The sequence below is a fragment of the Streptomyces sp. GbtcB7 genome (assembly GCF_019091445.1).
GTDB classification, from domain to species: Bacteria; Actinomycetota; Actinomycetes; order Streptomycetales; family Streptomycetaceae; genus Streptomyces; species Streptomyces mirabilis.
Map to the genome: position 1 here is coordinate 43474 of NZ_JAGXJM010000011.1, position 24609 is coordinate 68082.

Sequence of the window (24609 nt, forward strand, 5' to 3'; positions counted from 1 at the left end):
GGTGGATCTGCACTTCGGTGACAGCAAGCCGACGGACGAGGAGCGGGCGGCGATCGACGCGCTGCTCGGTCCTCCGGAGTCCTCGTGGGAGGGCGCCGCGCGCGATGAGATGAGGGCCGCCGACCTCAGGTGGGCGCGCGGCGGCCGGGAGGCGCGCGAACGCCGCGACCTGCTGTTGCCGGGGCTGCACGCCGTCAACGACCGGATCGGCTGGATCAGCGAGGGCGCGCTCGACTACCTGTGCCGCCGGCTGACCGTGCCGCCGGCGGAGGCCTACGGGGTCGCGACCTTCTACGCGATGTTCTCGGTGAAGCCGCGCCCCGCGACCGTGCTGCACGTGTGCACGGACCTCGCGTGCGCGGCGGCGGGCGCGGCGGAGCTGTGCGCCGGGGTCGAGGCCCGCCTCGGGCCCGGCAGCGGCGTCGGCGTCGAGCGCAGCCCCTGCCTGGGGTTGTGCGAGCGCGCTCCGGCGGCCCTCGCGGTCAGAGCGGGCGATCCGGTGCGTACGGCCGTGTCGGCGCCCACCACCGTCGCGCGGGCGGCGGAGGCGGCGAGCGCCCCCGACTCGGCGCCCGAGGAGCCGCCCGCGGCCTTCGCGGTGCCCCAGGCGGGCGATCCCTCCCTCGTGCTGCTGAGCCGTGTCGGTGTGGTCGACCCCGCCTCGCTCGACGACTACCGGGCACACGGCGGGTACGCCGCGCTGCGGCGGGCCTTCGCACTCGGGCCGGCCGGGGTCATCCGCGAGGTCACCGACGCGGGCCTGGTCGGGCGCGGCGGCGCCGCCTTCCCCACCGGCCGCAAATGGCAGGCCACGGCGTCCCAGCCCGACCGTCCGCACTACCTGGTGTGCAACGCCGACGAGTCCGAGCCGGGCACCTTCAAGGACCGGGTCGTCATGGAGGGCGACCCGTACGCCCTCGTCGAGGCGATGACCATCGCGGCGTACGCCGTCGGGGCGCACAAGGGTTACCTCTATCTGCGCGGCGAGTACCCGCGCGCCCTGCGCCGCATGGAGCACGCCATCGGGCAGGCACGCGCGCGTGGCCTGCTCGGCGAGGACGTCCTCGGCCAGGGGTACGCCTTCGACATCGAGATCCGGCGGGGCGCGGGCGCGTACATCTGCGGCGAGGAGACCGCCCTGTTCAACTCGATCGAGGGGTACAGAGGAGAGCCGCGTTCCAAACCGCCCTTCCCTGTGGAGAAGGGTTTGTTCGGCAAACCCACTGCCGAGAACAACGTCGAGACCCTGGTGAACGTCCTGCCGATCCTGACGAGGGGGGCCGAGGCGTACGCGGCGATCGGCACCCCGGGCTCCACCGGCCCGAAGCTGTACTGCGTGTCGGGCAGCGTGGACCGGCCCGGAATCTACGAACTGCCGTTCGGGGCGACACTGAGCGAGCTGCTGGAGCTGGCGGGCGTGCGTGAACGGCTGCGTGCGGTGCTGCTGGGCGGCGCGGCGGGCGGCTTCGTACGGCCCGACGAACTCGACATCCCGCTCACCTTCGAGGGCACCCGGGCGGCGGGCACGACCCTCGGCTCGGGTGTGGTCATGGCCTTCGACGACACGGTCCCGCTCCCCCGCCTCCTGCTGCGCATCGCCGAGTTCTTCCGCGACGAGTCGTGCGGGCAGTGCGTGCCGTGCCGGGTCGGGACCGTACGGCAGGAGGAGGCGCTGCACCGGATCGCCGAGCGGACCGGCGCGGCGGCCGCCGACGACATCGCCCTGCTCAGGGAGGTCGGCCGCGCGATGCGGGACGCGTCGATCTGCGGTCTGGGGCAGACCGCGTGGAACGCCGTGGAATCCGCGATCGACCGCTTGGGGGCCTACGAATGACCGCGATACCGCTGGGAGTGCCGCGTCGGCTCGTCGAGTTCACCCTCGACGAGCAGGAGGTCAGGGTTCCGGAGGGCTCGACGATCCTCGACGCCTGCCGGGCGGCGGGCAAGGACGTCCCCACCCTCTGCCAGGGCGACACGCTCACCCCCAAGAACGCCTGCCGGGTCTGTGTCGTCGAGCTCGAGGGCGCCCGGACCCTCGTCCCGGCCTGCTCCCGCAAGGCGGAGGCGGGCATGGAGGTACGGACGGACACGGAGCGCGCCCGCCACAGCCGCAAGGTCGTCATCGAGCTCCTCGCCTCCTCGGTCGACTTGTCGACCACCCCGGAGGTGGCCGGGTGGATCAAGGAGTACGAGGCGAAACCGGACCGCTTCGGCCCCGACGCGGCGCGCCTCGACGAGGAGCCGAAGATCGACAACGGCCTCTACGTCCGCGACTACGACAAGTGCATCCTCTGCTACAAGTGCGTCGACGCGTGTGGCGACCAGTGGCAGAACACCTTCGCGATCTCGGTCTCCGGGCGCGGATTCGACGCCCGGATCGCCGTCGAGCACGACGCCCCGCTGACCGACTCGGCGTGCGTGTACTGCGGCAACTGCATCGAGGTGTGCCCGACGGGGGCGCTGTCGTTCAGGTCGGAGTTCGACATGCGGGCGGCGGGTACATGGGACGAGTCGGCGCAGACCGAGACGACGACGGTGTGCGCGTACTGCGGTGTGGGCTGCAACCTCACCCTGCACGTGCAGGACAATGAGATCGTGAAGGTCACCTCCCCGCACGACAACCCGGTGACCCACGGCAATCTCTGCATCAAGGGCCGCTTCGGCTACCAGCACGTACAGAACCGGGACTGATCAGGACATGGGACGAGTCACGGAACGACGCAAGGTGATCCGCATCCGGGAGGGGGCCGTCTCCACCCGCCCCGACACGCTCGTCGCCGAGGAGCCACTGGAGATCCGCCTCAACGGGAAACCGCTCGCGATCACCATGCGCACCCCGGGCGACGACTTCGCGCTCGCGGCGGGCTTCCTCGTCAGCGAGGGGGTGTTCGGCAGGGCCGACGAGCTGCAGAACATCGTCTACTGTGCGGGCGCCACGGTGGACGGGTCGAACACGTACAACATCGTGGACGTCCGGACAGCGCCGGGCGTCGTGCTGCCCGACATCACGCTGGAGCGCAACGTCTACACGACCTCCTCCTGCGGCCTGTGCGGCAAGGCGAGCCTGGACGCGGTCCGTACGACGGCCCGCTGGGCCATCGACGACGGCGCCGACGCTCCCCCGGTCCGGCTGGAGCCCGCTCTCCTCGCCGGCCTCCCCGACCGGCTGCGCGAGGCCCAGCGGGTCTTCGACCGGACCGGGGGTCTGCACGCCGCGGCCCTGTTCACGGAGGACGGGGAGATGCTCGACGTACGGGAGGACGTGGGCCGGCACAACGCGGTCGACAAGCTGGTCGGGCGCGCCCTGCAACGCGGCGACCTGCCGCTCTCCCGCACGATCCTGCTGGTGTCGGGGCGGGCCTCCTTCGAGCTGGCGCAGAAGGCGGTCATGGCGGGCATCCCCGTACTGGCGGCGGTCTCGGCACCGTCCTCGCTGGCGGTGGACCTGGCCGCCGAGACCGGGCTGACCCTGGTGGGCTTCCTGCGCGGCCCCTCCATGAACGTGTACGCGGGCGAGCACCGCATCGCCCTGCGGGCCGCGGCCGCCCAGGGCTGACCGGCTCCCCGCGGCACGGCGGCGGGGCCCCGACCGGCGGGGAGCGCCCCCTGCGCCGTAGGGGCCCCGCCTCAGCCCGCCGCGACCGGGCTCACGGCTCCTCGGCCCGCGCCGGGTCGGCGAGGGGGGCGAGCCGGGCGAAGGCGGTGATCAGGGGCGAGCGTCGGCTCGCCTCCCAGGCGAGCAGCACCTCGTCGCGCTCCGCGTCCGGCACCGGTACGTAGGTGATGTCCGGGCGCGAGTACTGCTCGGCGACGGACTCCGGTACGAGCGTGATACCGGCCCCGCTCGCCACGGACTCGAACTTCTCTTCGATGGTGCGGATCGGCAGCTCGCCGGGACGGGGGTCGGCGTACCTCAGGCGCGGTTCGTCCGCCAGGTCGGCCAGCGCGAGTTCCGGTTTGCCCGCGAGCCGGTGGTCGGCGGGGAGCATCGCCACGCGCGCCTCGCTGAACAGCGGCAGCAGCGTGAGGCCCTGCTCGCGGATCGGGCGGCGTACGTAGGCGAGGTCGACGGTTCCGTCGAGGATCAGCCGCTCCTGGTCGTCCCATTCGACGCGGCGGGCGAGCGCCACGACGTCCGGGTGGGCGGCCCCGAAGGCGCGCAGGGCGCGGGTCACGACGACGCCGGCCCGGAAGCCGACGACCAGCCGGCGCGGTCCGCCGGCGGCCCGGCGCACCCGGAGCCTGGTGGCGTCCGCGGTGGCGAACAACTGCCTGGCGTCGTCGAGGAGTTGACGCCCGGATGCCGTCAGGGTCACACCATGGCTGTCGCGTTCGAAAAGCGGTGCGCCCAAGTCCTTCTCCAGGGCGCGGATCTGACGGCTCAGGACCGGCTGAGCGATGTGCAGTCGCTCCGCCGCGCGGCCGAAGTGGAGCAGCTCGGCGACCGCCACGAAGTAGCGGATCTTCCGCAGGTCGAGGTCCATGGCCGCCCCTTCCGTCGTCCCGGTGGCGATGCCTTCAGGGTATCGCCCCCGGCGAAGGAGGTCTTGGACGGTCAGGTACGGCGCACCGTCGATCAGGAAGGGCGGTTCCATCGTGCTCACCACGGGCACCGCGGGCCGGCGTCCGATGCCGGGCACGACCGTGGCGGCCGGCCTGTGCGGGGCGATGGAGTCCCTCACCCGCGTACTGGCACTGGAGCCGGCGCCGATCCGGGTCGACGTGGCCTCCCCCGGTGTGGTCCGCACCGAACTGTGGCGGGAGCTGCCGGAGGCCGACCGCGAGGGCCTGTTCGTGTCCGCCGCGCGGTCGCTGCCGGTCGGGCGGGTCGGGGAGCCCGAGGACGTGGCGGAGGCGTACCTCTACCTGATGCGCGGCCGGTTCAGCACCGGTTCGACCGTCGTCGTGGACGGCGCCACGGTGCTGGTGTGACCGCGCGCGATCCCCTGCCCCGCTCCGCGCCTCAGCCCGCGCTGAAGTGCACCTGCGCGGTGGTCACGACCGTGCCCAGGCGGGGGAAGTCGAGGCGGACCGACGCCTCGTGTTCGGGCGCGGTGAGGGCCGCCATCGCGTCCTCGGCGAACACGAGGTCGTAGCCGAGGTCGCCGGCGGCGCGGGCGGTTGACTCCACACCGAGGTTGGTGGCGATCCCGCCGAACACCAGGGTGGAGATGCCGCGCTCCCGCAGCCGCTCGTCGAGACCGCTGCCCTGGAACCCGCCGATGGTCCGCTTCACGACCTCGAGGTCACCCGCCACCGCGAGCCCGGCGACGAGTCCGCTGCCGGGCGGCTGTTCGGGCAGCCCGGGCCGTTCGCCCCGGACGAGCACGACGAGTGCGCCCGCCTTGCGGAAGGTGGCCGCCAACTCCTCGGCGGCGGCGAGGACCTCGGTGCCCTTGCGGGGTTCCACGGGCAGTCCGACGATGCGCTCCATCAGATCCACGAGCACCAGGGCGGTGCGCGCGGGGTCGAGGGCGAGCCGGGGTTCGGTTTCGGGTGCGGTCATGACGGAACGTTAGCCTTCATCAGCCGTCCGTACCGGAAATCCGGATCAACAAGCCCATGAACTGCTCCCGCTCGGCCTCCGAGAGCGGCGAGAGGAGCGCGTCGTTGGCCTCGCGCGCCGCCCGCTCGCAGCGCGCGAGGAGGCGTGCGCCCTCCTCGGTGAGGGACACCGCGTTCTTGCGACGGTCCCTGGGGTCGGGTTCACGCAGGACCAGGCCCGCGCCCTGGAGGTCGTTGAGAACACCGACCAGGTCCTTGGGGTCGAGCTGGATGCTGCGGCCCAGTTCGGCCTGGGCGACGGGGCCGAGATCGGAGACGGCGGACAGCACCACGTGATCCCACATCTTCAGGCCCTCGGCCGCCAGCGCCTCGGCGACGAGGGCACGGCCGCGGGCGGCGGTGCGGCCGAGGAGCCAGCTGGGGAGGGAGCGGATGGCGGACAGGGGGGCGGAGGCGGACATGGGGCCAGCTTATCGAATAACCGTTGGTCCACCCAATGAATCTGGGATACCGTTGGGGATCCCAACGACCCGAGGGCTCGCCCCCCTCACCCCCTCACCCCTGGAGGTGCGATGCGTCGCGTCCGATACGAGCACACCGGCGGCCCCCTGTTCCTGGAGGACGTCCCCGCACCCGCCGCCAGGCCCGGCGAACTGCTGGTGCGCACCGAGGCGATCGGCGTCACCCTCCCCATCGTCCGCAAGGTCACCGAGGCCGCGGAGCCGATCCCGCTGGGCGGCGAGATCGCGGGCGAGGTCGTCGCCGTCGGCGCGGGCGTCACCCGCTTCGCGGCGGGCGACCGCGTCACCGGACTCTGCTTCGGGCACGGGTACGCCGACTACGCCCTGCTCAACGAGACCATGGCCTCCCCGGTTCCGGCGGGTGCGAGCGCGGTCGACGCCGTCGCCCTCGTCCGCAGCGGGCTGGTCGCGCTCGGCGCCCTGAAGGCAGCGCGCCCCGCACCCGGCGAGGCGGCGCTGATCACCGGCGCGGCGAGCGGGGTCGGCCATCTCGCCGTCCAACTCGCCCGGCTGCGGGGCGCGTCACGCGTCGTCGGGGCCGTGTCCGCGCTCACCCTCGGCAAGGCGGAGTTCGTTCGGGGGCTCGGCGCGGACGACGTGATCGCGTACGACTCCGAGGACTGGGGCGAGCCCGTCGACTACGTTCTCGACGCGGTCGGCGGCGACCTGCTCACCCCGGCCGTCGCCGCCCTCGCCCCGGGCGGGCGGCTCGTCGCGTACAGCTCGGGCGGCGGGAACGTGCGGGCGTACGACCTGCTGGTGGGCGCCAAGTCCGTGATCGGCTTCCAGATGGCCCGGATCGCCCGGAACGAGCCGGGGCGGTACGAGCGGTGGCGCGAGGAACTGTGGCGACTGTTCGCGGAGGGGGCCCTGCGGCCCGCCGTGCACGGGGAGTTCGCCCTGGAGGGCGCGGCGAAGGCGCACGCGGCGATCGAGTCACGGAGCAACCTGGGGAAGGTGGTGCTGCGCCCCTGACAGACGAGTTCAGTTTTGGCGTGAACACGACCGGTGCTCGCTTCTTGTGGGGCCACTGAGAGCCCAAGTAGCGTCTGTGGCACGCACATTGGACGTCGGATGTCGGATGTCGGATGTCCAGATCACCCTGGTTGCCCAGACACACGAAGGGCAGGTCGCACCATGTCGGCACGTCTGCGCGCACGTCTCAGATCGACCCTGACCGCCGTCCTCACGGCCACCGCACTGTGCGTGCTCGCGCTGCCGAGCCCCGCGAGGGCCTCCGCGGCCGACGCGTCCGGGGCATCCGGTGTATCCGGTGCGTCCGGTGCGTTGTTCGAGCAACAGGTGCTCTTCAGGGCCTCCCAGGATCCCGGCTACGCCTGCTTCCGCATCCCGGCCGTCGTGCGGAGCACCCACGGCACCCTGCTGGCGTTCGCCGAGGGGCGCGTGCACGACTGCGGCGATGCGGGTGACATCGACATCGTCGTCAAGCGGTCGACCGACGGCGGCCGGACCTGGGGGCCGCTCCAGGTCGTCAACGAGGGGGCGGGCGACACCCACGGCAACCCCGCCCCGATCGTGGACCGCGAGACCGGTCGCATCGTGCTGGCGGAGACGTACAACACGGGCCGCACGGACGGGCGCGGTTGCGACGTCCCCTGCGACCGCACCCCGCATCTCCAGTACAGCGACGACGACGGCCTCAGCTGGTCCGCACCGCGCGACCTGAGCGCTGAGATCCTCCCGCCGAACTGGAACTCCTGGTACGCCACCGGCCCCGTGCACGGCATCCAGCTGACCCGTGGCAGGCATGCCGGGCGGCTCGTCTTCGGCGTCAACACCGAGACCTGGAACGGCAGTCGGGTCACCGCCAACAACGCCGCCCTCATCACCAGCGACGACGGCGGCGACCACTGGCGGATCGGTGCGAGCGACTCCTGGCCGATCGCGGAGGACGGCACCTTCCGTCAGAAGCCGTCCGAGCTGACGCTCACGGAACGCGCCGACGGGTCCGTCCTCGTCAGCGGGCGCGAGCAGGACGGCACCGACCTCGGCCACCGCACCCAGACCGTCAGCCGCGACGGCGGCGACAGCTTCACGGCGCCCTTCCGCGACCTCCCCGGCCTCTACGCACCCCAGGTCCAGGGCTCCGTACTCCGCCTCGGCGACCGCATCCTGCTGGCCTGCCCCGGCGACCCCGACCGCCGCAGGACCATGATGATCCGCTCCTCGTACGACGGCGGGCGCACCTGGGACAGCGTGGACCGCGGCACGGTCGTGACGACCGACTGGTCGGGCTACTCCGACCTGGTCGGGATCGGCGGCGGCGCCGTGGGGCTGCTGTACGAGGGCGGCGCGGTCGACGCACGCGACGAGGTCCGCTTCGCCCGCTTCACCGAGGACTGGCTCACCCCGCGCCGCGGCCCTGACCCGACGACCGCCGACCTCGCCCGGCACGCCGAACCGGCCGCGGTCCTCGGCGGCGCCCAGGAGACGGCGGGCGTGCGCGGCGGCGCGCTGGAGTTCGACGGCGCCGACGACGCCGTACGTCTGCCGTATCAGGACCGACTCCCGCTCGGGACGAAGGACTTCACCGCGTCGCTGTGGTTCCGCTACACGGCCATCGGCGGGGAGCAGCCGCTGCTGTGGATGGGCGGGATCGGGACGACGCAGCCGCAGGTGTGGATGCGCGCCGAGCCCGCGTCCCACCGGATCACCGCGCTGATCACCACCAGGAGCGGAGCAGCGGCCCCGACCTCCGCCTCCGTGCGCACCGCGAGCGCCTACAACGACGGCCAGTGGCATCATCTGGCCCTGCGCCGGGGCGGCGGACTGCTCACGCTCTCCGTCGACGCTACGGCGGTCGGCGCCGCGGACGTGCCCGGGTCGGTCAGCCGCAACTCGCCGTTCGGGGTCCATGTCGGTCAACGGATGGACAGCCGGGCGTACTTCACGGGAGCGATCGACGAAGTACGCGTCTACGACCGGGTGTTGAGCGACGACGAGCTGGCCGCGCCGCCCTCCCGGAAAGTGACCCGGGACACCGTCCTGTATCTGCCCATGGACCAGGTGCGCGGCGGCCACTAACGTCCCGTCCGTGCCCGACGACGCACGAGCACGACGACGGCGGACCGGGGCCGGCCTCGGTGTCCTGCTCGCCCTGGTCTGCGCGGCCGTGCTGCTCACCGCCCTCCCCGACCACGACCGGGAGGGCGGCGGCGCGTGCGCGGCCCGTACGCCGCGGTCCTGGAGCGCGGACGCGCGGCTCACGGGCGAGTTCGCGCGCTACGGCGACGACGCGAGCCGTGTCGACGACTGGACCGGCGGCGACGGCACGCACTCGGTGCGGCTGCCGGACGGGCGGGTGCTGTGGCTGTTCTCGGACACGTATCTGGGCCAGGTGCACGCGCCGCCGAACCCGGTCGGCGAGTCGTACGCGTGGCGCGACACGAGCGCGCCCCTGGTGCGGAACTCGGCCGTGGTGATGGCGAAGGACGGGCGGCTGGAGACGACACTGCCGACGCCGGTGTTCCCCGACCCGGGGCCGGGGCGGTGGCGGTGGCCGGTCGCGGCCCGTGTCGAACCCCGCTCCCCCGGCTCCTCCGAGCAGGTCGTCCGCGTCCTGCTGTGGACCCGTACCGCCGGCCAGGCTCCCTGGATCTACGGCGTGCCCACGTCCACCGAGGTCGCCACGCTCTCGCTGCCCGACCTGCGGCTGGAAGGCGTCACCACGGTCCTGGACCAGAGTTCCGTGGCGGATCCCTCCCGGCGGGTGCTGTTCGGCACCTCGACGGTCGACGCGGGCGCGTGGACGTACGTCTTCGGCGGCGACGACGGCCAGGCCGCCTCGCGTCCCGCCTCGCAGGCGTACGTGGCGCGGGTGCCGCGCGGCCGGCTCGGGCAGCCGGCGGCCTGGGAGTACTGGGACGGCAGCGGATGGGCGGTGCGGGCACGGCCGGGGCCGGTGCTCGGGGACGAGCGGCGCACGGGGGTCGGCAGCGCGTTCACGGTGGTGCGGGACGGCGGGACGTACGTCCTGTTCACGATGGCGGCGGGCACCGCGGGCCTGACGACGATCACCTCGTACTGGGCGTGCGCGCCGACCGGCCCCTGGCACGGGCCCACCCGGAGTTTCAGTCCGTCCCTGCCGCAGGGGCAGGTGGCCGCGTACAACCCGCAGGTGCACGCGGCGCTGAGCGACGGCGACCGGCTCGTCCTGAGCTATGACGTGAACTGGCTGGACACGACGGGCGGTGTCTCGGCGCAGGCGAACCTCAGTCGGAACGTGGCGCTGTACCGACCGCGATTCGTGACGCTGCGACTGGGGGAACCGGGGTCGTAGCCACCTCAGGGTCGTGGGCGCGGCGCTTGGCGATCACCGCGCACACCATCAGCTGCATCTGGTGGAAGAGCATCAGCGGCAGCACGGCGAGCGAGGCGTGCGCGCCGAACAGCACGCCGGCCATGGGAAGTCCCGAGGCGAGGGACTTCTTCGACCCGGCGAACTGGATCGCGATGCGGTCCTCGCGGTGGAAGCCCAGCGCCCTCCCGCCGTACCAGGTGAGCGTCAGCATCACCGCGAGCAGCACGGCCTCGACCGCGAGCAGGCCCGCCAGTCGCACCGCGCTCACCTGGTGCCATATGCCCTGCACCATGCCCTCGCTGAACGCGGCGTAGACGACGAGCAGGATCGAGCCGCGGTCGACGTACCCGAGAACCTTCTTGTGACGCGTGATGAATCCGCCGATCCAGCGGCGCAGCACCTGCCCGGCGAGGAACGGGACCAGCAGCTGCAGCACGATCTTGACCAGCGAGTCCGCGGAGAAACCGCCGCCGCTGCTGCCCAGCAGTGCCGCGGCAAGCAGCGGGGTGACGACGATGCCCGCGAGGGAGGAGAAGGAGCCGGCGCAGATCGCGGCGGGCACGTTGCCGCGGGCCATGGAGGTGAAGGCGATCGACGACTGGATGGTCGAGGGGACGAGTGTGAGGAAGAGCAGACCGGTGTAGAGGTTGTGGGTCAGGAGCACCGGTTCGAGGCCGCGGGCGGCCAGGCCGAGCAGCGGGAAGACGACGAAAGTGCAGGCCAGGACGGTGACGTGGAGCCGCCAGTGCTTGAGGCCCTCGACCGCCTCACGGGTGGAGAGCCGGGCCCCGTAGAGGAAGAAGAGGAAGGCGATGGCGGCCGTGGACGCGCCCGACGCGACGTCGGCGCCCGTACCCCGTGCGGGGAGCAGGGCCGCGAGGCCCACTGTCCCGAGCAACAGCACGATGTACGGGTCGATCGGCATCCAACTCGGCCACTGCAGGCGTTTCACGGTGCTCCACTGCTCAGACGTCGTACGGGGCGGCCCCGGGCAAGGGTGGTCCCGGGGCGGGTCGTGCCCTCTCCATCGTCCTCTTCCAGCCCGCGATCGGGAATCCGTCATACCGTTCTGACTGTCATCGCGAATCGCGATAACGTGTGGGTGTGTACGACCCCTCCCAACTGCGTACCTTCCTGGCGGTGGCCCAGACCCTGAGCTTCACGCAGGCCGCACGGCGGCTCGGGCTGCGCCAGTCCACCGTCAGCCAGCACGTGCGCCGGCTGGAGGACGCGGTGGGACGGCAGCTGTTCTCGCGGGACACGCACTCCGTGGAGCTCACCGAGGACGGTGAGGCGATGCTCGGCTTCGCGCGCCGCATCCTGGCGGTGCACGAGCAGGCGACCGCCTTCTTCACGGGCACCCGTCTGCGCGGCCGGCTGCGCTTCGGCGCCTCCGAGGACTTCGTACTGACCCGGCTCCCGGAGATCCTGGAGGGCTTCCGGTACGACCATCCGGAGGTGGACCTGGAGCTGACGGTCGAGTTGTCCGGCACGCTGCACGAACAGCTCACGGCGGGCAGGCTGGACCTGGTGCTGGCGAAGCGGCGGCCCGAGGATCCGCGCGGCGAGCTGGTCTGGCACGACCGCCTGGTGTGGATCGGCGCGGAACGCCTGCGGCTCGACCCCGACCGCCCGGTTCCCCTGATCGTCTACCCGCCCCCGGGCATCACCCGCGCCCTCGCCTTCGAAGCCCTGGAGCGCCAGGGCCGCGCGTGGCGCATCGCCTGCACCAGCGGCAGCCTGAACGCCCTCGTCGCGGCGGCCCGCGCGGGCCTCGGCGTGATGGCCCACTCGCGCGGACTGATCCCTCCCGGCCTCGTCCGCGTCCCGGACCGCGCGGGCCTGCCGGAACTGGGCGAGGTCGACTTCGTCCTGGTGCACGGGCAGCGGCGTACGTCCGCGCAGGGCGCGGCGGACGCCCTCGCGGCCGCGATCCTGGGCGGCGGGGACCGACTGCTCCGGGGCGGCGGCCCTAGCGGGTCGGTCTCGCGTACGTGAGTTGCTTGACGCGGCGCAGGAACGGGGTCGTCTCGACGTGCTGGACCCCTTCGAGGGTGCCGAGGCGGCCGCTCAGGTAGGCGTAGAGGCCCGCCGTGTCACGGGCGACGGCGGTGACGACGATGTTGGAGGGGCCGGCCGTCGCCGCGGCGAAGGCGATCTCGTCGTGGGTGGCGAGGGCCTCGCCGACGGAGTGCAGGGCCGCCGGGGCCGCGGTGATCCACAGGACGGCGGCGCAGGCGTAGCCGAGGGTCTCGGAGTGGTACTCGACGTCGACGTACACGGCGCCGGAGGCGAGCAGCGCGGCGAGGCGGCGCTTGACGACGGACTCGGAACGGCCGGTGGCGCGCTGGAGTTCCGGATAGGTGGCGCGTCCGTCGCGTTCGAGCGCGGTGACCAGCGGCTCGTCCTCGGGGTCGATCCGGACGGGCCCCGAGGGGTCGGCGAGTCGCGGCCGCAGCGCGGCGATCTGCTCGTCCGTCAGCGCGTCGAACCTGCTGACCCAGCCCGTCGGTCCGCCGAAGAAGCGGTTCAGGATCTGGTGGGCGCGGATCTCCATGATGCTCGGGGTGCGCGGCAACTTGCCGAGCAGCAGGTCGTCGTGGTCGCCGGGGCTGCGCGGCCGGGTCATGCAGACCACCTCGGTGCCGCCCGAGGCCAGTCCGATCCACGCGGTGTCCGGCCGCTTGGCCAGCGCCTCCGCGATCGTCTCCGCGCTGTCGGGCGCGCAGCGCAGCCGTAGCATCCACTGGCTCTGGCCGAGCCGTTCGGCGTCGCGCACCGCGACCACCCGCAGCCCGCCCTCGGCGGAGAGTCTGCGGAAGCGGCGCGCGATCGTCTGGTCGGAGACGCCCAGCACCGCCGCGATCCGGCTGAAGGCCGCGCGGGCGTCCAGTTCCAGCGCGGCCAGCAGTTGCAGATCGAGCTTGTCGAAGGTGTGGGATTCCATCTCCATGGGGGCCGTCCTTGTCGGATTCCGGCGATCCGGGGCCCGAGGCCACCGCGATCACCCCTCGGGAGCTCATCGTACGGAGGCATCCGCATCCGCGGCACGGGGTTCTGGAGGAGTTGAGGACATGCGTACATGGGGGCCGCTCACGGCGGTGTGCCTGGGGACGTTCATGTTGTTGCTGGACGTGACGATCGCGGTCGTCGCGCTGCCGGACATGGCACGGGCGCTGCACGCGTCGCTGAGTGATCTGCAGTGGGTGATCGACGGGTACGCGCTCGCGCTCGCCGCGCTGCTGCTGGGAGTGGGGGCCGCCGCCGACATTCTGGGACGGCGCCGGGTGCACGTGGCGGGCGTGGTGCTGTTCGCGGTGGCGTCGTTGCTGTGCGGGCTCGCCTCCGGGCCCGGGATGCTGGTGGCCGCGCGTGGGCTGCAGGGGGTGGGCGCGGCGGCGATGTTCGCGACGACCCTGCCGCTGCTCGGCTCGGTCTACCAGGGGCGGCAGCGGTCGACGGCGCTCGGGGTGTGGGGCGCGGTCAGCGGCGGCGCCGCGGCGGTCGGGCCGGTGCTCGGCGGGCTGCTCACCGAGGGGCCGGGCTGGCGGTGGATCTTCTTCGTGAACCTGCCGGTGAGCGTGGCGTCGGTGTGGCTGACGCTGCGGGTGGTGCCGGAGTCACGCGGACCGCGGGGGATGCGCATCGACTGGGCGGGCACGGTCGCCTTCGCCTGCTTCGCGGGGGCGACGACGTACGGGGTGGTGCGGGCCGGGGCGGACGGCTGGACGTCGGGGGTGGTGACGGGATCGTTCGGGACGGCGGCGCTGGCGCTGGTCGCGTTCGTCCTCGTCGAGCGGCGGGTCGCCCACCCGCTCCTGGACCTGTCGCTGCTGCGCAAGCCCGCGTTCGTGGGCGTGATGGCGGGCGCGCTCGCCTTCAACGGGGTGGCATTCGGTGTGATCCCGTACCTGTCCATCTGGATGCAGACCGTGCTGGGCATGAGCCCGGTGCGCGGCGGCCTCACCCTGCTCCCGCTGACCGGCGCGACGATGGTGGTCGCGATCCTCGCCGGGAAGCTGCTGCACGGGGTTCCCGCGCGGCTGACGATAGGCGGCGGGCTGCTCCTGGTCGGCTCGGGGGCGTTCTGCCAGGCCGTGCTGGACGCGGGTACGAGCTGGACGGTGCTGGTGCCGGGCCTCGTCCTGGTCGGCATCGGCACGGGCTTCGTGTCCCCCGCCATCGCGGGCGCCGCGCTCGCCGCCGTACCGCCGGAGCGGGCGGGCATGGCGGGCGGCGCGGTGAACACGGTCCGCCAGCTGGGGTACGCGCTCGGTGTCGCCGTCTTCGGCACGGTGCTGACCTCCCGCATGCAGGACACGCTCTCGCACGACGCGGCCCACACCCTGGCCGGCGGCGGCGCCGGGGCCCTGCGCGGCCCTCTCTCCGAACACGCCCTGCGGGCCGCGTTCGCCTCGGGGCTCGACTCGGCTTCGGTGGCGGCGGGCGTGACGGGGATGGTCGCCGGTGCGCTGGTACTGGTGTTGGTGCGGACGCCGCGCGCTGTGACGGACACGGCCGAGACACCGGCGAAGCGGGCGACGGCGTCCCGCGCATGACACCGGTGAGGGCCCGGTCATGACACCGCCGGAGCCGGTCCCGGAGCCACCGGGACCGGCTCCGGCGGTAGCCGCGGGGCGCGGAAGCGGAGCCTCCGCGTCCGGTATTCGGTGCCCCGCGCCCCGTAGCCGGGTCGTACAGATTCCGTGGAGATTGCGGGGCCGAAACTTACGCGAGCGTAGGGAAGATGTCCGGTCCCTTCCCCTTGTGCGGGCATTTTCTCGACTGACCAGTGCATATGCCGCACCCTCCGGCGCTTCGACCCCTCTCCCGCCCGGCCGCTGGGTGGGGTAGCTTCCAAGGCGCTGTGCGGAGCGCCACTAGGAGCGGGATTGCGCGAGTTCACCAACCCCCCGTTGGCGTCGGCGCCGCCGGTGGGCGGCCTGGCCGACGTCGTGTTCGACCATGCCCAGGAGGACCCGCTGCGGGCCGCGTTCGGCCGCAAGGACGAGAACGGACAGTGGCGCGATGTGACGGCCGCCGAGTTCCGTGACGAGGTCCTCGCCCTTGCCAAGGGACTGCTCGCCCAGGGAATCCGATTCGGCGACCGGGTCGCGATCATGTCCCGTACCCGCTACGAATGGACACTCTTCGACTACGCATTGTGGACGATCGGCGCCCACGTCGTCCCCATGTACTCGACATCCTCGGCCGAGCAGGTCTTCTGGATGCTGCACGACGCGCAGGTGTCGGCCGCGGTGGTCGAGCACGAGGACCACGCGATGACCATCGCCACGGTGATCGACCGGCTGCCCCAGCTTCACAAGCTCTGGCAACTGGACTCGGGCGCGGTGCAGGAGCTCTACGAGGCGGGCGCGGGCATCGACGACGAGGTGGTGCACCGGCACCGGCGCGCCGTCACCCCCGAGTCGATCGCGACGATCATCTACACCTCGGGCACCACGGGCCGCCCCAAGGGCTGCGTCATCTCGCACGCCAACTTCATGGCCGAGGCGAGCACGGTCATCGGGCTCATGGAACCGATCTTCACCTCCAAGCGCGACAACGGGGCGTCCACGCTGCTGTTCCTGCCGCTCGCGCATGTCTTCGGGCGGATGGTCCAGGTCGCGGGCGTCCTCGGGAAGGTCAAGCTGGGCCATCAGCCGCAGATGCACGCCGCCGTGCTGCTGCCCGACCTGGCCGCGTTCCAGCCGACGTTCATCCTGGCGGTGCCGTACATCTTCGAGAAGGTCTTCAACGCGGCCCGCCGCAAGGCCGAGAAGGACGGAAAGTCCGGTGCCTTCGAGAAGGCCGTGGAGGTCGCGGTCCGCTACGCGGACGCGATCGAGGCGAAGGCGTGGGGGATCGGCGCCGGGCCGTCGGCGAGCCTGCGGATGCAGCATCAGTTCTTCGACAAGGTCGTCTACACCAAGATGCGCGCCGCCATGGGCGGCCGGGTCAGACACGCGGTGTCGGGCGGCTCCGCGATGGACCGTCGGCTCGGGCTGTTCTTCGCCGGCGCGGGCATCCAGATCTACGAGGGATACGGGCTCACCGAGACCACCGCCGCCGCGGTCGTCACCCCGCCCGAGCGGACCCGGTACGGGACGGTCGGCCAGGCCATTCCGGGCATGACCGTGCACATCGCGGACGACGGAGAGATCTGGCTGCACGGCGACAACATCTTCCAGGGCTATCTGAACGACCCCAAGGCCACCGACGCCGCACTGCACGACGGCTGGCTCGCCACCGGCGACCTCGGCACCCTCGACGAGGACGGCTTTCTCACCATCACCGGGCGCAAGAAGGAGATCCTGGTGACCTCCGGCGGCAAGAGCGTCTCGCCGGGCGTCCTGGAGGAGCGCGTGCGTGACCATCCGCTGGTCGCCCAGTGCATCGTGGTCGGCAACGACCGGCCGTACATCGCGGCGCTCGTCACCCTCGACTCCGAGGCCGTCGAACACTGGCTCCAGATGCGGGGCAAGACGCGGCTGTCCCCGTCCGACCTGGTGCGCGACCCGGACCTGGAGACCGAGGTGCGGCGGGCGGTGGTCGCCGCGAACACCCTGGTCTCGCAGGCCGAGTCGATCCGTACGTTCCGGATACTGGCGAACCAGTTCACCGAGGAGCACGGGTTGCTGACGCCGTCGCTGAAGTTGAAGCGGAAGGCGATCGAGAACGCGTACGCGACGGAGGTGGAGGCGTTGTACCGGGCATGAGCCCGCCGCAACGCCTCGGTCCGGCTAGTTGATGCTCACCTTGAAGATCTTGTCCGAGCCGTCCGCAGCTCCTCCGTTGTTGTCGCAGTTGGTGGTGGAGAGCCAGAGCTGGTCGGCGCCGGGCACCTTGGTGACCGTGCGCAGGCGGCCGTAGGTGCCGACGTAGTACGCCGTCGGCGTGCCGACGTTCTCCGTGTCGCCGGTGATGGGGACGCGCCACAGGCGTTCGCCGCGCAGGGACGCCATGTAGACGACGTTGCGGACGATCGCGATGCCGCTGGGTGACGCCTCGGAGACGTTCCAGGTCGCCTTCGGGTTGGTCATCCCGGAGACGCTGCAGCTGCCCTCGCAGGTCGGCCAGCCGTAGTTGGCGCCCGGTTTGATGAGGTTGAGTTCGTCCTTGGAGCTGTTGCCGAACTCCGCTTCCCACAGGCGGCCGTTGCGGTCGAAGGCGAGGCCCTGCGGGTTGCGGTGCCCGTAGCTGTAGACGTAGTTGCCGAACGGGTTGCCGGGGGCGGCCTTGCCGTCCGTCGTCATCCGCAGGATCTTGCCGTTCAACGACGTCTTGTCCTGGGCCAGTTCGGGTGTCTGGGCCTCGCCGGTGGAGACGTACAGATAGCCGTCGGGGCCGAAGGCGAGGCGTCCGCCGTTGTGGTAGCGGTTCTTCTTGATGCCCTGGAGGAGGATCGTGTAGTTGGTGAGGGAGCTGCCGTCGTAGGTCATGCGGACGACGCGGTTGCCCTCGGAGGCCGTGTGCATGAAGTACACGTAGTGGTTGGTGGCCCACTTCGGGTCGACGGCCACGCCCAGCAGTCCGCCCTCGCCGTTCGTGGTCACGGCGTTCGGCACGGTTCCGACCTGGGTCCTCGTGCCGTCCTTGGTGACCTTCCAGACCCGGAAGTCGTCCCGCTCGGTGACCAGCGCCGTCTGTCCGTCGGGCATCCAGTACGTGCCCCAGGGGATCGTCCAGCCGCTGGAGACGGTCCCGATGGACGAGGGGACCCCGCCGTCGGTGGCACAGGCCTTGGTCGTGAACGTGACCGTGTTGCTCTGCGGCGACACGTTGCCGGCCGCGTCGCGCGCCACCACGTTCAGCGTGTACGGGCTGTTGCAGGCGAGCCCGGTGAGCGTGGTCGACGTACCGGTGACGCTCTTGTAGACCGTCGTGTCGCTGCGCACGTCGTAGCCGACGACCGCCTTGTCGTCGGTCGAGGCGCCCCAGCTCAGGTCGGCGCTGGTGGCCGTGACGTTCGAGGAGGTGAGGGTGCCGGGTTTGCCGGGCGGGGTGGTGTCGGAGCTGGGCCGTGTCGTGCAGTCGACGACCGGGCTGGCCTGGGAGGCGTTGCCGGCGGCGTCGCGGGCGATGACGGTGAGGTTGTAGGTGGTGTTCGGACTCAGGCCGGTGAGCACCTTGGAGGTCGCGTCACCGGCCGCCTCGCCGAGCTTGTTGCCGTGCTCGTAGAGGTCGTACGCGGCCACGCCGACGTTGTCCGTGGAGGCGCCCCAGGAGAGGGTGAGGCCGTCCTCGCCGATGGCCGAACAGCTCGGCTGGCCCGGCCGCGAGGGTGCCTGGGTGTCGGCGGCGGTACCGACGCTCACACGGTCGAGGTTGGGGCCGCCGTTCGCCGTGGTGGCGGTCGCGCGGATCTTGTTGGAACCCGCGTCGAGCTGGACGTTCACACTCTTCGTCGCCCAGGTGTTCCAGTCGGTGGTGGCCGGGAAGGAGACCCCGGAGGCGACGACCGTGCCGTTGACGGAGAGGTCCATCGGGCGGTCGACGCTCGTGCCGTTGGCGTAGCGCAGGGCCAGCGAGGAGGTGCCGGCCGTGGCCGCGCTCACCGTGAACTCCACGTACGAGCCGGTGATGTTGGTGTAGTCGACGAAGCCGGTTCCCGTGTAACCGGTGTGGTTGGTGGCGACGGCGCCCTGCGAGATCGTGGCGTCCTCGGCCTGGTAGTCGGTGGCCGCCTGCGCCGCCGTGCCGGTCAGTGCCACGAGCGGCACGGCCAGGACGAGCGAGAGGCACCAGGGCAGCGCTCTGTTGAGTTTCATGGGTTCGTCCCCTCAGCCCGTGTACTGGGCGAAGACCTTGAGGAAGTCGTACGGCTGCTGCGACACGCCGCTGCAGGAGTCACCGTCGGAGCCGGAGCCGCAGGCCCGGTCGCGGTTCACGGACCAGTAGGTGAGGCGCCCGATGTGGTGCTGCTGGGCGTAGGCGAGCATGGTCTTGAAGTCGGCGACACGGACCAGTTCGCCGGAGTCGTCGGTCTTGCCGTTCATGGACGACAGGCCGATGTGCGCGTACGCCGTCGCGTCGCTGTATCCATAAGCCGACTTGACCCGGGCCTTGAGGCCCTCCATGGCCTGGGTGGTGAGCGTGCCCATGTTCGTGGTGCCGCCGCCGAAGTCGAACGGCATGATGCACCAGATGTCGTTCACGAGGCCCGAGGCGGCGCCGCGCTTGATCATGTCGACGCCGGTGGAGTCCGGACCGCTGGTCGTCGTGCCGAAGGTGATGATCGTCTTGAGCCCGGAGTTGCCGGCCTTCACGATCTTCAGCGCGTCGATCACGCGTTGACGGACGGTGGCGTTGCTCCACTCGGTGTTCTCGATGTCGATGTCGATGACCTTGAGGCCGTAGGCGTTGATGACCTTCTGGTAGGCGCCCGCGAGCGCCGAGGCGCTGGAGCACTTCTCGCCGAGCTTGGCGCCGCTCCAGCCGCCGATGGAGACGACGACGTCACCGCCGGCCGCGCGGATCGCGTTGATCTTCGACTGGTCGTTGCCGCCGGTCAGCGGGCGCGAGCCGTCCCACTTCGGGTTGCAGGAGCCGTCGGAGAGGACGAACGCGAGCGTGAACCACTTCACCCCGGTGGCCGACATGACCGAGGTCGGGTTCTGCGGGCTGCCCCAGCCGAGGTACTCGTAGGGCGCCACCGCCATGCCGGGTGAGGCCGCGGCGGTCTTCAGGGCGGTGCTCACCGGCTTCACGCGGATCAGGCGCGTCTCGCCCGGGCGCAGGGTCGCGCTGTACGAGTCGGCGATCGTGCCCTTGTGGGAGCCCGACCACAGGTCCGTGACGTCACCGGAGCCGGTGAAGCCGACCTGCGACCAGTTCACACCGACCGTGGAGTTGCCTGACGTGCCGGTGTTGAAGAGGGCGACGACGTACTGGCCGTCGCTCTCCTTCTTGCTCCAGACCTGCTTGACGCCGCTGTTCACGATCCGTTTCGCGGCGACGCCGTCCTGATCGACACCGATGAGCCGGTCGTTCGTGAGCATCGGTTTGTCGACGGAGTCGAGGTTCGTCAGGTCCGTGCCGAGGAGCAGGGGCGCGCCCGCCATCGCCCACAGGGTGAAGTGCGAGCGGCGCTGGTCGGCGGTGAGGCCCGCCCGGTCGCCGTTGCCGATCTCCAGCGAGTCCAGGTCGTTCCAGCCCCCCGGGCCCGCGTACTGCTGCCAGTTGGCCGCCGAGGTGAAGCGGGCGGAGACGTGCGACCAGTCGGTCAGCGGATAGCCGCTGCCGTTGTCGCCCGAGCCGCAGTAGCACTCGACATCGCCCTGGGTGCGCCAGCTGTTCGCCAGTGACTTCCAGGTGGAGGCGCCCGCGATCGGCAGGTTGTTGGAGAGGGCGAAGGTGATGGGCCGTCCGGTGGCGCGCAGCGCCTTGTCCCAGGCCTGGACGTCGGGGATGTCGGCGCTGCCCACCCCGTCGATCTTCAGGTAGTCGACTCCCCAGGAGGCGAACTGCTTGGCCCATGAGTTCACGAACTCCTGGGCGCCCGGTTTCCCGTAGTCGATGTAGTACATGTTCTTGCAGTTGTAGTTCTTCTCGGTCTTCGAGGTGTCCGCGATGTCGGCCGCGTGGTACGAGGTCCCCTCGATCGGTGTGTTCCTGGTGACGGCGTTCTTGGCGATGCCCGGCGTCACGTAGAAGCCGAACTTCAGCCCCTTGGAGTGGATGTAGTCGGCCAGCGCCTTGATCCCGGCGGGGAATTTGGCGGTGTCGACGGTCCAGCGTCCGTAGGAGTCGACGACGAATCCGTTCGCGTCGCACTTCTGCCAGAAGTCGTCGAGGTTGATGTACACGAAGCCGTGGTCCTTGAGCCCGCTCGCGACGAGCGCGTCGGCCTGGGCCTTGATCTTCGCCTCGGTCGGCCAGCGGCGCACGAAGCTCCAGCTGCTCCAGCCCATGGCGGGGCGGAGGGCCTGGCCGTTGTCCGAGTACGTGTGGACGGTGGCCGCCGGGGTGGCGTACGACGTGCCGATCCAGGCCTCGTCGATCCGCAGCCGCTTGTAGCGGGTGGTGTCGGTGGACGCGGCCCAGGTGGTGTCGACTTCGAGGCGTACGTATCGGGCGTTGGCGGCCGTCAGGTCGATCCCCTGGATGCCCCGCCGACTGGCGAGCTGACCGGTCTTGACCGCGCTGCCCCAGGTGGACCCGTCGTTGCTGAGGAACACCTTGTAGTCCTTGATACGTGCGGACTGCTCGGTGTCGGAGCGCGCGTAGGCGACGGAGTCCTCGCGCTGGTTGAGGCCGATGTACTGGACCTTCTTCGCGCTGCCGAGGTCGAAGGTGAGGTTGACGGGCAGCGTCTTGTTGCTGTCCCAGTAGGTGAGGTAGTCGCCGTCGCCCGCGGCCGCCGCGCCGTGACCGCTCGCCGAGGCGCTCGCGGACATCGTGACGCCGGACGCGATGCCCTGGCGGCCGGCCGTGGTGACCTTGAAGACGGTGTCGTAGGGGTCCCAGTTCGCCAGGCCGGTCAGGGTGAGCACGCCGCCCGACTGGGACCACGAAACAGCCGCTCCCGTACGGAGGTCGGTGACGGAGGCGATGCGGTAGCCGTTGTCGCGGATGCGCAGGGTGCTGGTGCTGGGCGGGGTCAGTACGTGGATGTACTGCAGGTCGGGGTCGGTCTTGCTGACCGTGGTGACACCGTGGGCCCCGTCGTTCCAGAAGCCGGGCTTGAGGCCGCCGTACATGTAGCCGCCGCCCTCGGTGCCGTGCAGGGACTGCCAGATGGGGCCGAGATAGGAGTTGGCGAAGTTGTTGAAGGCCTCCTGATTCGACGGGAACTTACCGTTGACCTGCGCGGTCTCGGCCATCAGCGCCTTCACGGACGAGCCCGCGTTGGTGATCAGCCGGCCGAGGGTGAGCATCTTGTCGACGGAGGGGTTGGAGCCGTCGTACCACCACGCCCCGCTCGACGGCAGCTTGAAGTCGGCTTCGGTGAGGCGGGGCCCGGCCGTGTAGACGGCCTGGGGGTAGTCGTAGGACGGGGTCATGCCCGTCTTCTGCTCATTGCTGATCATGTCCATGATCGGCGTGTCTTCGTTGTTGTTGCTGAGCGTGTACTTCGGGCGCTTCTGCTGGATCTGCGCGTAGAGGTCGTGGCTCTCCCAGTACGCGTTGTCGTTGTCGATCCAGAAGCCGCCGAGGTCCGGATAGCGGTCCATGACCTCGAAGAAGTTGTCGTAGCTGAAGCGGCCGAAGCCGTCACGGGTGGTGAGGTCGACATCGGTGCCCTTGTAGGCGGAGTACGCGGCCGAGTCGAGCCACTCGTGGCCGCCCTCGTTGTGCCACTGGGGGTCGTCGGTCATGTAGAGGACGACCTTGAGGCCCTTGGCCTTGGCGGCGGTGATGAGCTCGCCGAGGAAGTCCCGCTTGGTGGAGCAGCTGCCGGGGATCTTCGAGGGCCAGGGGCGGGCGTAGCCGAGGCGGCTGTGGAAGGTGGCGAGGACGAGGTACTGGGTGTGCAGTTTCTGGGCCTCGTTCACCCAGTAGTCCGGAGTCCAGCCGCCGTTGGTGACGTCGTTCTCCCAGGCGGTGCAGCTGGTGTGGGCGGGGGCGGTGCGTTCGCCCCAGTGCAGGAAGAGTCCGCCGACGGAGCCGCGCAGGAAGGCCTGGCGGGGGTTTTCGAGGTCGAGCGGTTTCACACCTGTGTGCGGCCGCTGCACGGCTGTGGTCGCCCTCGCCGTGCTCTTGGCCGCCGTACCGCAGGTCTCACTGGAGCCGCTGGTGGAAACCCTCAGCGCGCCGCCCGAGGTGTTGTGACTGTCCGTCAGGCAGTAGCCGGTGACGTTCTGGAAGCCCATGTCGTGGGGTGAGTTGCTCCCCCGCTGGGCCGTGAACCGGGTGAACCTGATCCCGTTCGCGGCGTTCGCGATGACGGCCGGGCGTCCGTCGTCGGCCGCGTACCTCACCGAGCTGTCGGTGAAGGTGACGTTGTCGGCGTTGTGGACGTACCAGCCGTAGGCGGGCCGCGTGCCGATGGCCTTCGGGTTGTAGTCGCCCGGGTCGTTGCTCGGCACGGCGGTGGACATGGTGCCGTTGCCGCCGGGGACGGTGATGTTGACGTTGGTGAAGGTGACCCCGTTGATCCGGTGGCCGCTCTCGCCCCACAGCGTCGGGCTGAAGGACGGACTCACCCCGGTCGCCGTGATGTTGTCGTACGTGACGTTGCTGATCGAGCCGACGCCGGGACTGTTGCCGCAGCGCTTTCGGGTACCGATCTTCTGCATGATCGGCGAGTGGACGCCGGTCATGGTGATGTCGCGGTAGTGGACGTCGGAGATCTTCGCGCCGTCCATGGAGACCATGCCGAGCCCTGACTTGTTGGAGCCCTCGATGCGGATCTTGGCGAACTGGTAGTCGGAGAAGTCTCCACAGGTCTCGGACCCGAACATCAGGGCGTTGCAGCACACCGCCGACAGATATGAATCGCTCACCCGCACATGGCCGTTGGGGAGCTTGGCGCCGAGCGCGTAGTCGCTCTTGAAGACGAGGGCGTCGTCGTTGGCCTTGATGTTGGCGTTCGTGACCGTGACGTTGGTCGTGCTGATGATGTTCCAGCCGTCGCGGTCGCTCGCCGTGTCGATGGTCAGATGGTTCGAGGTGACGTTCGTACAGCCGTTGATGAGGGCCGCGAAGTGGCCGCCGCGCCGAAGGGTGAGGCCGTCGCCGAGGCGCAGGCCGTCGCAGCGGGTCAGCGAGAGGATCTTGTCGGCCTCGCCGGACTTGGGGTTGCCGGTGATGAGGTTGCCGAGGCCGTCGATGACACCCTCACCGACGAAGCCGATGTGTGTCAGCCGGTCGCCGTAGATCATCGCGTTGTGGAAGTGGCTGTGCCCGTAGTCCTGGTAGGCGTCGTTGGGGTTGGTCTCGGGTGGGTCGTAGGTGTCCGCGCTGGAGCCCTGGATCGTCGCGCCCTTGTCGACTTGAAGAGTGACCTCGCTCTTCATGTGGATGGTGTTCTTGGACTTGTACTGGCCGGCGGGGAAGCGGACGGTGCCGCCGCCCGCCGCGTTGGCGGCGGTGATGGCCTTGTTGATGGCGGGGGTGTCGTTGGTGGAGCCGTCGCCCTTGGCTCCGTAGTCGTGGACGTCGAAGACGGCGGCGTCGGGCGCTTTGGCGGACGTGGACGTGGGTGCGGTGCCGGTTCGGGGGGCCGCGAGGGCCTCGGGGTGGGTCAGGCCGAGTACGACGGCGAAGGCGAAGAAGACGCTCGCCGCCCAACTCCGTTTTCTCATGGGGGGTTTCATG

17 protein-coding genes are annotated in these 24609 nt (G+C 70.9%); 10 read left to right on the forward strand and 7 right to left on the reverse strand.

The features are described 5' to 3' along the window. Nucleotide 1: 1 nt before the first annotated feature. The 3 genes from KVT44_RS19270 to fdhD are packed head-to-tail and all read left to right on the forward strand — an operon-like array spanning nucleotide 2 to nucleotide 3556. Entirely contained in the window at nucleotides 2-1834 is a 1833-nt protein-coding gene (locus KVT44_RS19270; protein ID WP_217567910.1) for an NADH-ubiquinone oxidoreductase-F iron-sulfur binding region domain-containing protein, read from the forward strand. Continuing rightward, entirely contained in the window at nucleotides 1831-2691 is an 861-nt protein-coding gene (locus KVT44_RS19275) for a 2Fe-2S iron-sulfur cluster-binding protein (protein ID WP_217567911.1), read from the forward strand. Before KVT44_RS19270 ends, KVT44_RS19275 begins: the two co-directional genes overlap by 4 nt. A 7-nt stretch (nucleotides 2692-2698) precedes the next feature. Further along, entirely contained in the window at nucleotides 2699-3556 is an 858-nt protein-coding gene (fdhD, locus tag KVT44_RS19280; protein ID WP_217567912.1) for a formate dehydrogenase accessory sulfurtransferase FdhD, read from the forward strand. A 91-nt stretch (nucleotides 3557-3647) separates the two neighbouring features. Here fdhD and KVT44_RS19285 read toward each other — a convergent pair whose 3' ends face one another. Continuing rightward, nucleotides 3648-4484 carry a LysR family transcriptional regulator gene (locus KVT44_RS19285; RefSeq protein WP_217567913.1) on the reverse strand — a complete coding sequence of 279 codons (837 nt, stop codon included), beginning with the start codon at nucleotides 4482-4484 and terminating at the stop codon, nucleotides 3648-3650. A gap of 112 nt (nucleotides 4485-4596) precedes the next feature. Between KVT44_RS19285 and KVT44_RS19290 the strand changes: the two genes are divergently transcribed. Further along, nucleotides 4597-4932 (forward strand): SDR family oxidoreductase, encoded by a 336-nt coding sequence (locus KVT44_RS19290; RefSeq protein ID WP_308314045.1) that lies wholly within the window; start codon nucleotides 4597-4599, stop codon nucleotides 4930-4932. A gap of 31 nt (nucleotides 4933-4963) precedes the next feature. Here the strand turns inward: KVT44_RS19290 and KVT44_RS19295 are convergent, their stop codons facing one another. After that, complete coding sequence (locus KVT44_RS19295; RefSeq protein ID WP_060900453.1) at nucleotides 4964-5506, reverse strand: isochorismatase family protein; 543 nt, start codon at nucleotides 5504-5506, stop codon at nucleotides 4964-4966. 19 nt (nucleotides 5507-5525) lie between these two features. Continuing rightward, nucleotides 5526-5966, reverse strand: coding sequence for a MarR family winged helix-turn-helix transcriptional regulator (locus tag KVT44_RS19300; protein ID WP_181649189.1), 441 nt, complete (start codon nucleotides 5964-5966; stop codon nucleotides 5526-5528). A 111-nt stretch (nucleotides 5967-6077) separates the two neighbouring features. On the opposite strand from KVT44_RS19300, the gene KVT44_RS19305 reads away from it, so the two are divergent. The 3 genes from KVT44_RS19305 to KVT44_RS19315 all read left to right on the forward strand — a co-directional run bounded on the left by KVT44_RS19305 (nucleotide 6078) and on the right by KVT44_RS19315 (nucleotide 10326). Then, the gene (locus KVT44_RS19305) at nucleotides 6078-7001 is read left to right on the forward strand and encodes a zinc-binding dehydrogenase (RefSeq protein ID WP_217567914.1); all 924 of its coding nucleotides are present in this window, start codon (nucleotides 6078-6080) and stop codon (nucleotides 6999-7001) included. A 162-nt stretch (nucleotides 7002-7163) separates the two neighbouring features. Beyond that, nucleotides 7164-9071, forward strand: coding sequence for a sialidase family protein (locus KVT44_RS19310; protein WP_217567915.1), 1908 nt, complete (start codon nucleotides 7164-7166; stop codon nucleotides 9069-9071). 10 nt (nucleotides 9072-9081) lie between these two features. After that, on the forward strand, nucleotides 9082-10326 hold the full coding sequence (locus tag KVT44_RS19315) for a DUF4185 domain-containing protein (protein ID WP_217567916.1): 1245 nt from the start codon (nucleotides 9082-9084) through the stop codon (nucleotides 10324-10326). Here the strand turns inward: KVT44_RS19315 and KVT44_RS19320 are convergent. Continuing rightward, nucleotides 10259-11299 carry a bile acid:sodium symporter family protein gene (locus KVT44_RS19320; protein WP_190168096.1) on the reverse strand — a complete coding sequence of 347 codons (1041 nt, stop codon included), beginning with the start codon at nucleotides 11297-11299 and terminating at the stop codon, nucleotides 10259-10261. The genes KVT44_RS19315 and KVT44_RS19320 overlap by 68 nt on opposite strands. Before the next feature lie 152 nt (nucleotides 11300-11451). Between KVT44_RS19320 and KVT44_RS19325 the strand changes: the two genes are divergently transcribed. Continuing rightward, nucleotides 11452-12345: a LysR substrate-binding domain-containing protein gene (locus KVT44_RS19325; RefSeq protein WP_099944252.1), complete on the forward strand. Its 894-nt coding sequence runs from the start codon at nucleotides 11452-11454 to the stop codon at nucleotides 12343-12345. Here KVT44_RS19325 and KVT44_RS19330 read toward each other — a convergent pair. Further along, nucleotides 12320-13300, reverse strand: coding sequence for an Lrp/AsnC family transcriptional regulator (locus tag KVT44_RS19330; protein WP_217567917.1), 981 nt, complete (start codon nucleotides 13298-13300; stop codon nucleotides 12320-12322). The two genes, KVT44_RS19325 and KVT44_RS19330, sit on opposite strands and share 26 nt — an antisense overlap. Before the next feature lie 121 nt (nucleotides 13301-13421). Between KVT44_RS19330 and KVT44_RS19335 the strand changes: the two genes are divergently transcribed. Further along, the gene (locus KVT44_RS19335) at nucleotides 13422-14906 is read left to right on the forward strand and encodes an MFS transporter (protein ID WP_190168093.1); all 1485 of its coding nucleotides are present in this window, start codon (nucleotides 13422-13424) and stop codon (nucleotides 14904-14906) included. A 333-nt stretch (nucleotides 14907-15239) separates the two neighbouring features. Further along, complete coding sequence (locus tag KVT44_RS19340; RefSeq protein ID WP_190168092.1) at nucleotides 15240-17066, forward strand: long-chain fatty acid--CoA ligase; 1827 nt, start codon at nucleotides 15240-15242, stop codon at nucleotides 17064-17066. 24 nt (nucleotides 17067-17090) lie between these two features. On the opposite strand, the gene KVT44_RS19345 is transcribed toward KVT44_RS19340, so the two are convergent. Continuing rightward, nucleotides 17091-19118, reverse strand: coding sequence for a PQQ-dependent sugar dehydrogenase (locus tag KVT44_RS19345; RefSeq protein WP_217567918.1), 2028 nt, complete (start codon nucleotides 19116-19118; stop codon nucleotides 17091-17093). Nucleotides 19119-19130: 12 nt separating this feature from the next. Continuing rightward, nucleotides 19131-24608, reverse strand: coding sequence for a glycosyl hydrolase family 28 protein (locus KVT44_RS19350; RefSeq protein WP_254649593.1), 5478 nt, complete (start codon nucleotides 24606-24608; stop codon nucleotides 19131-19133). Nucleotide 24609 lies beyond the last annotated feature (1 nt).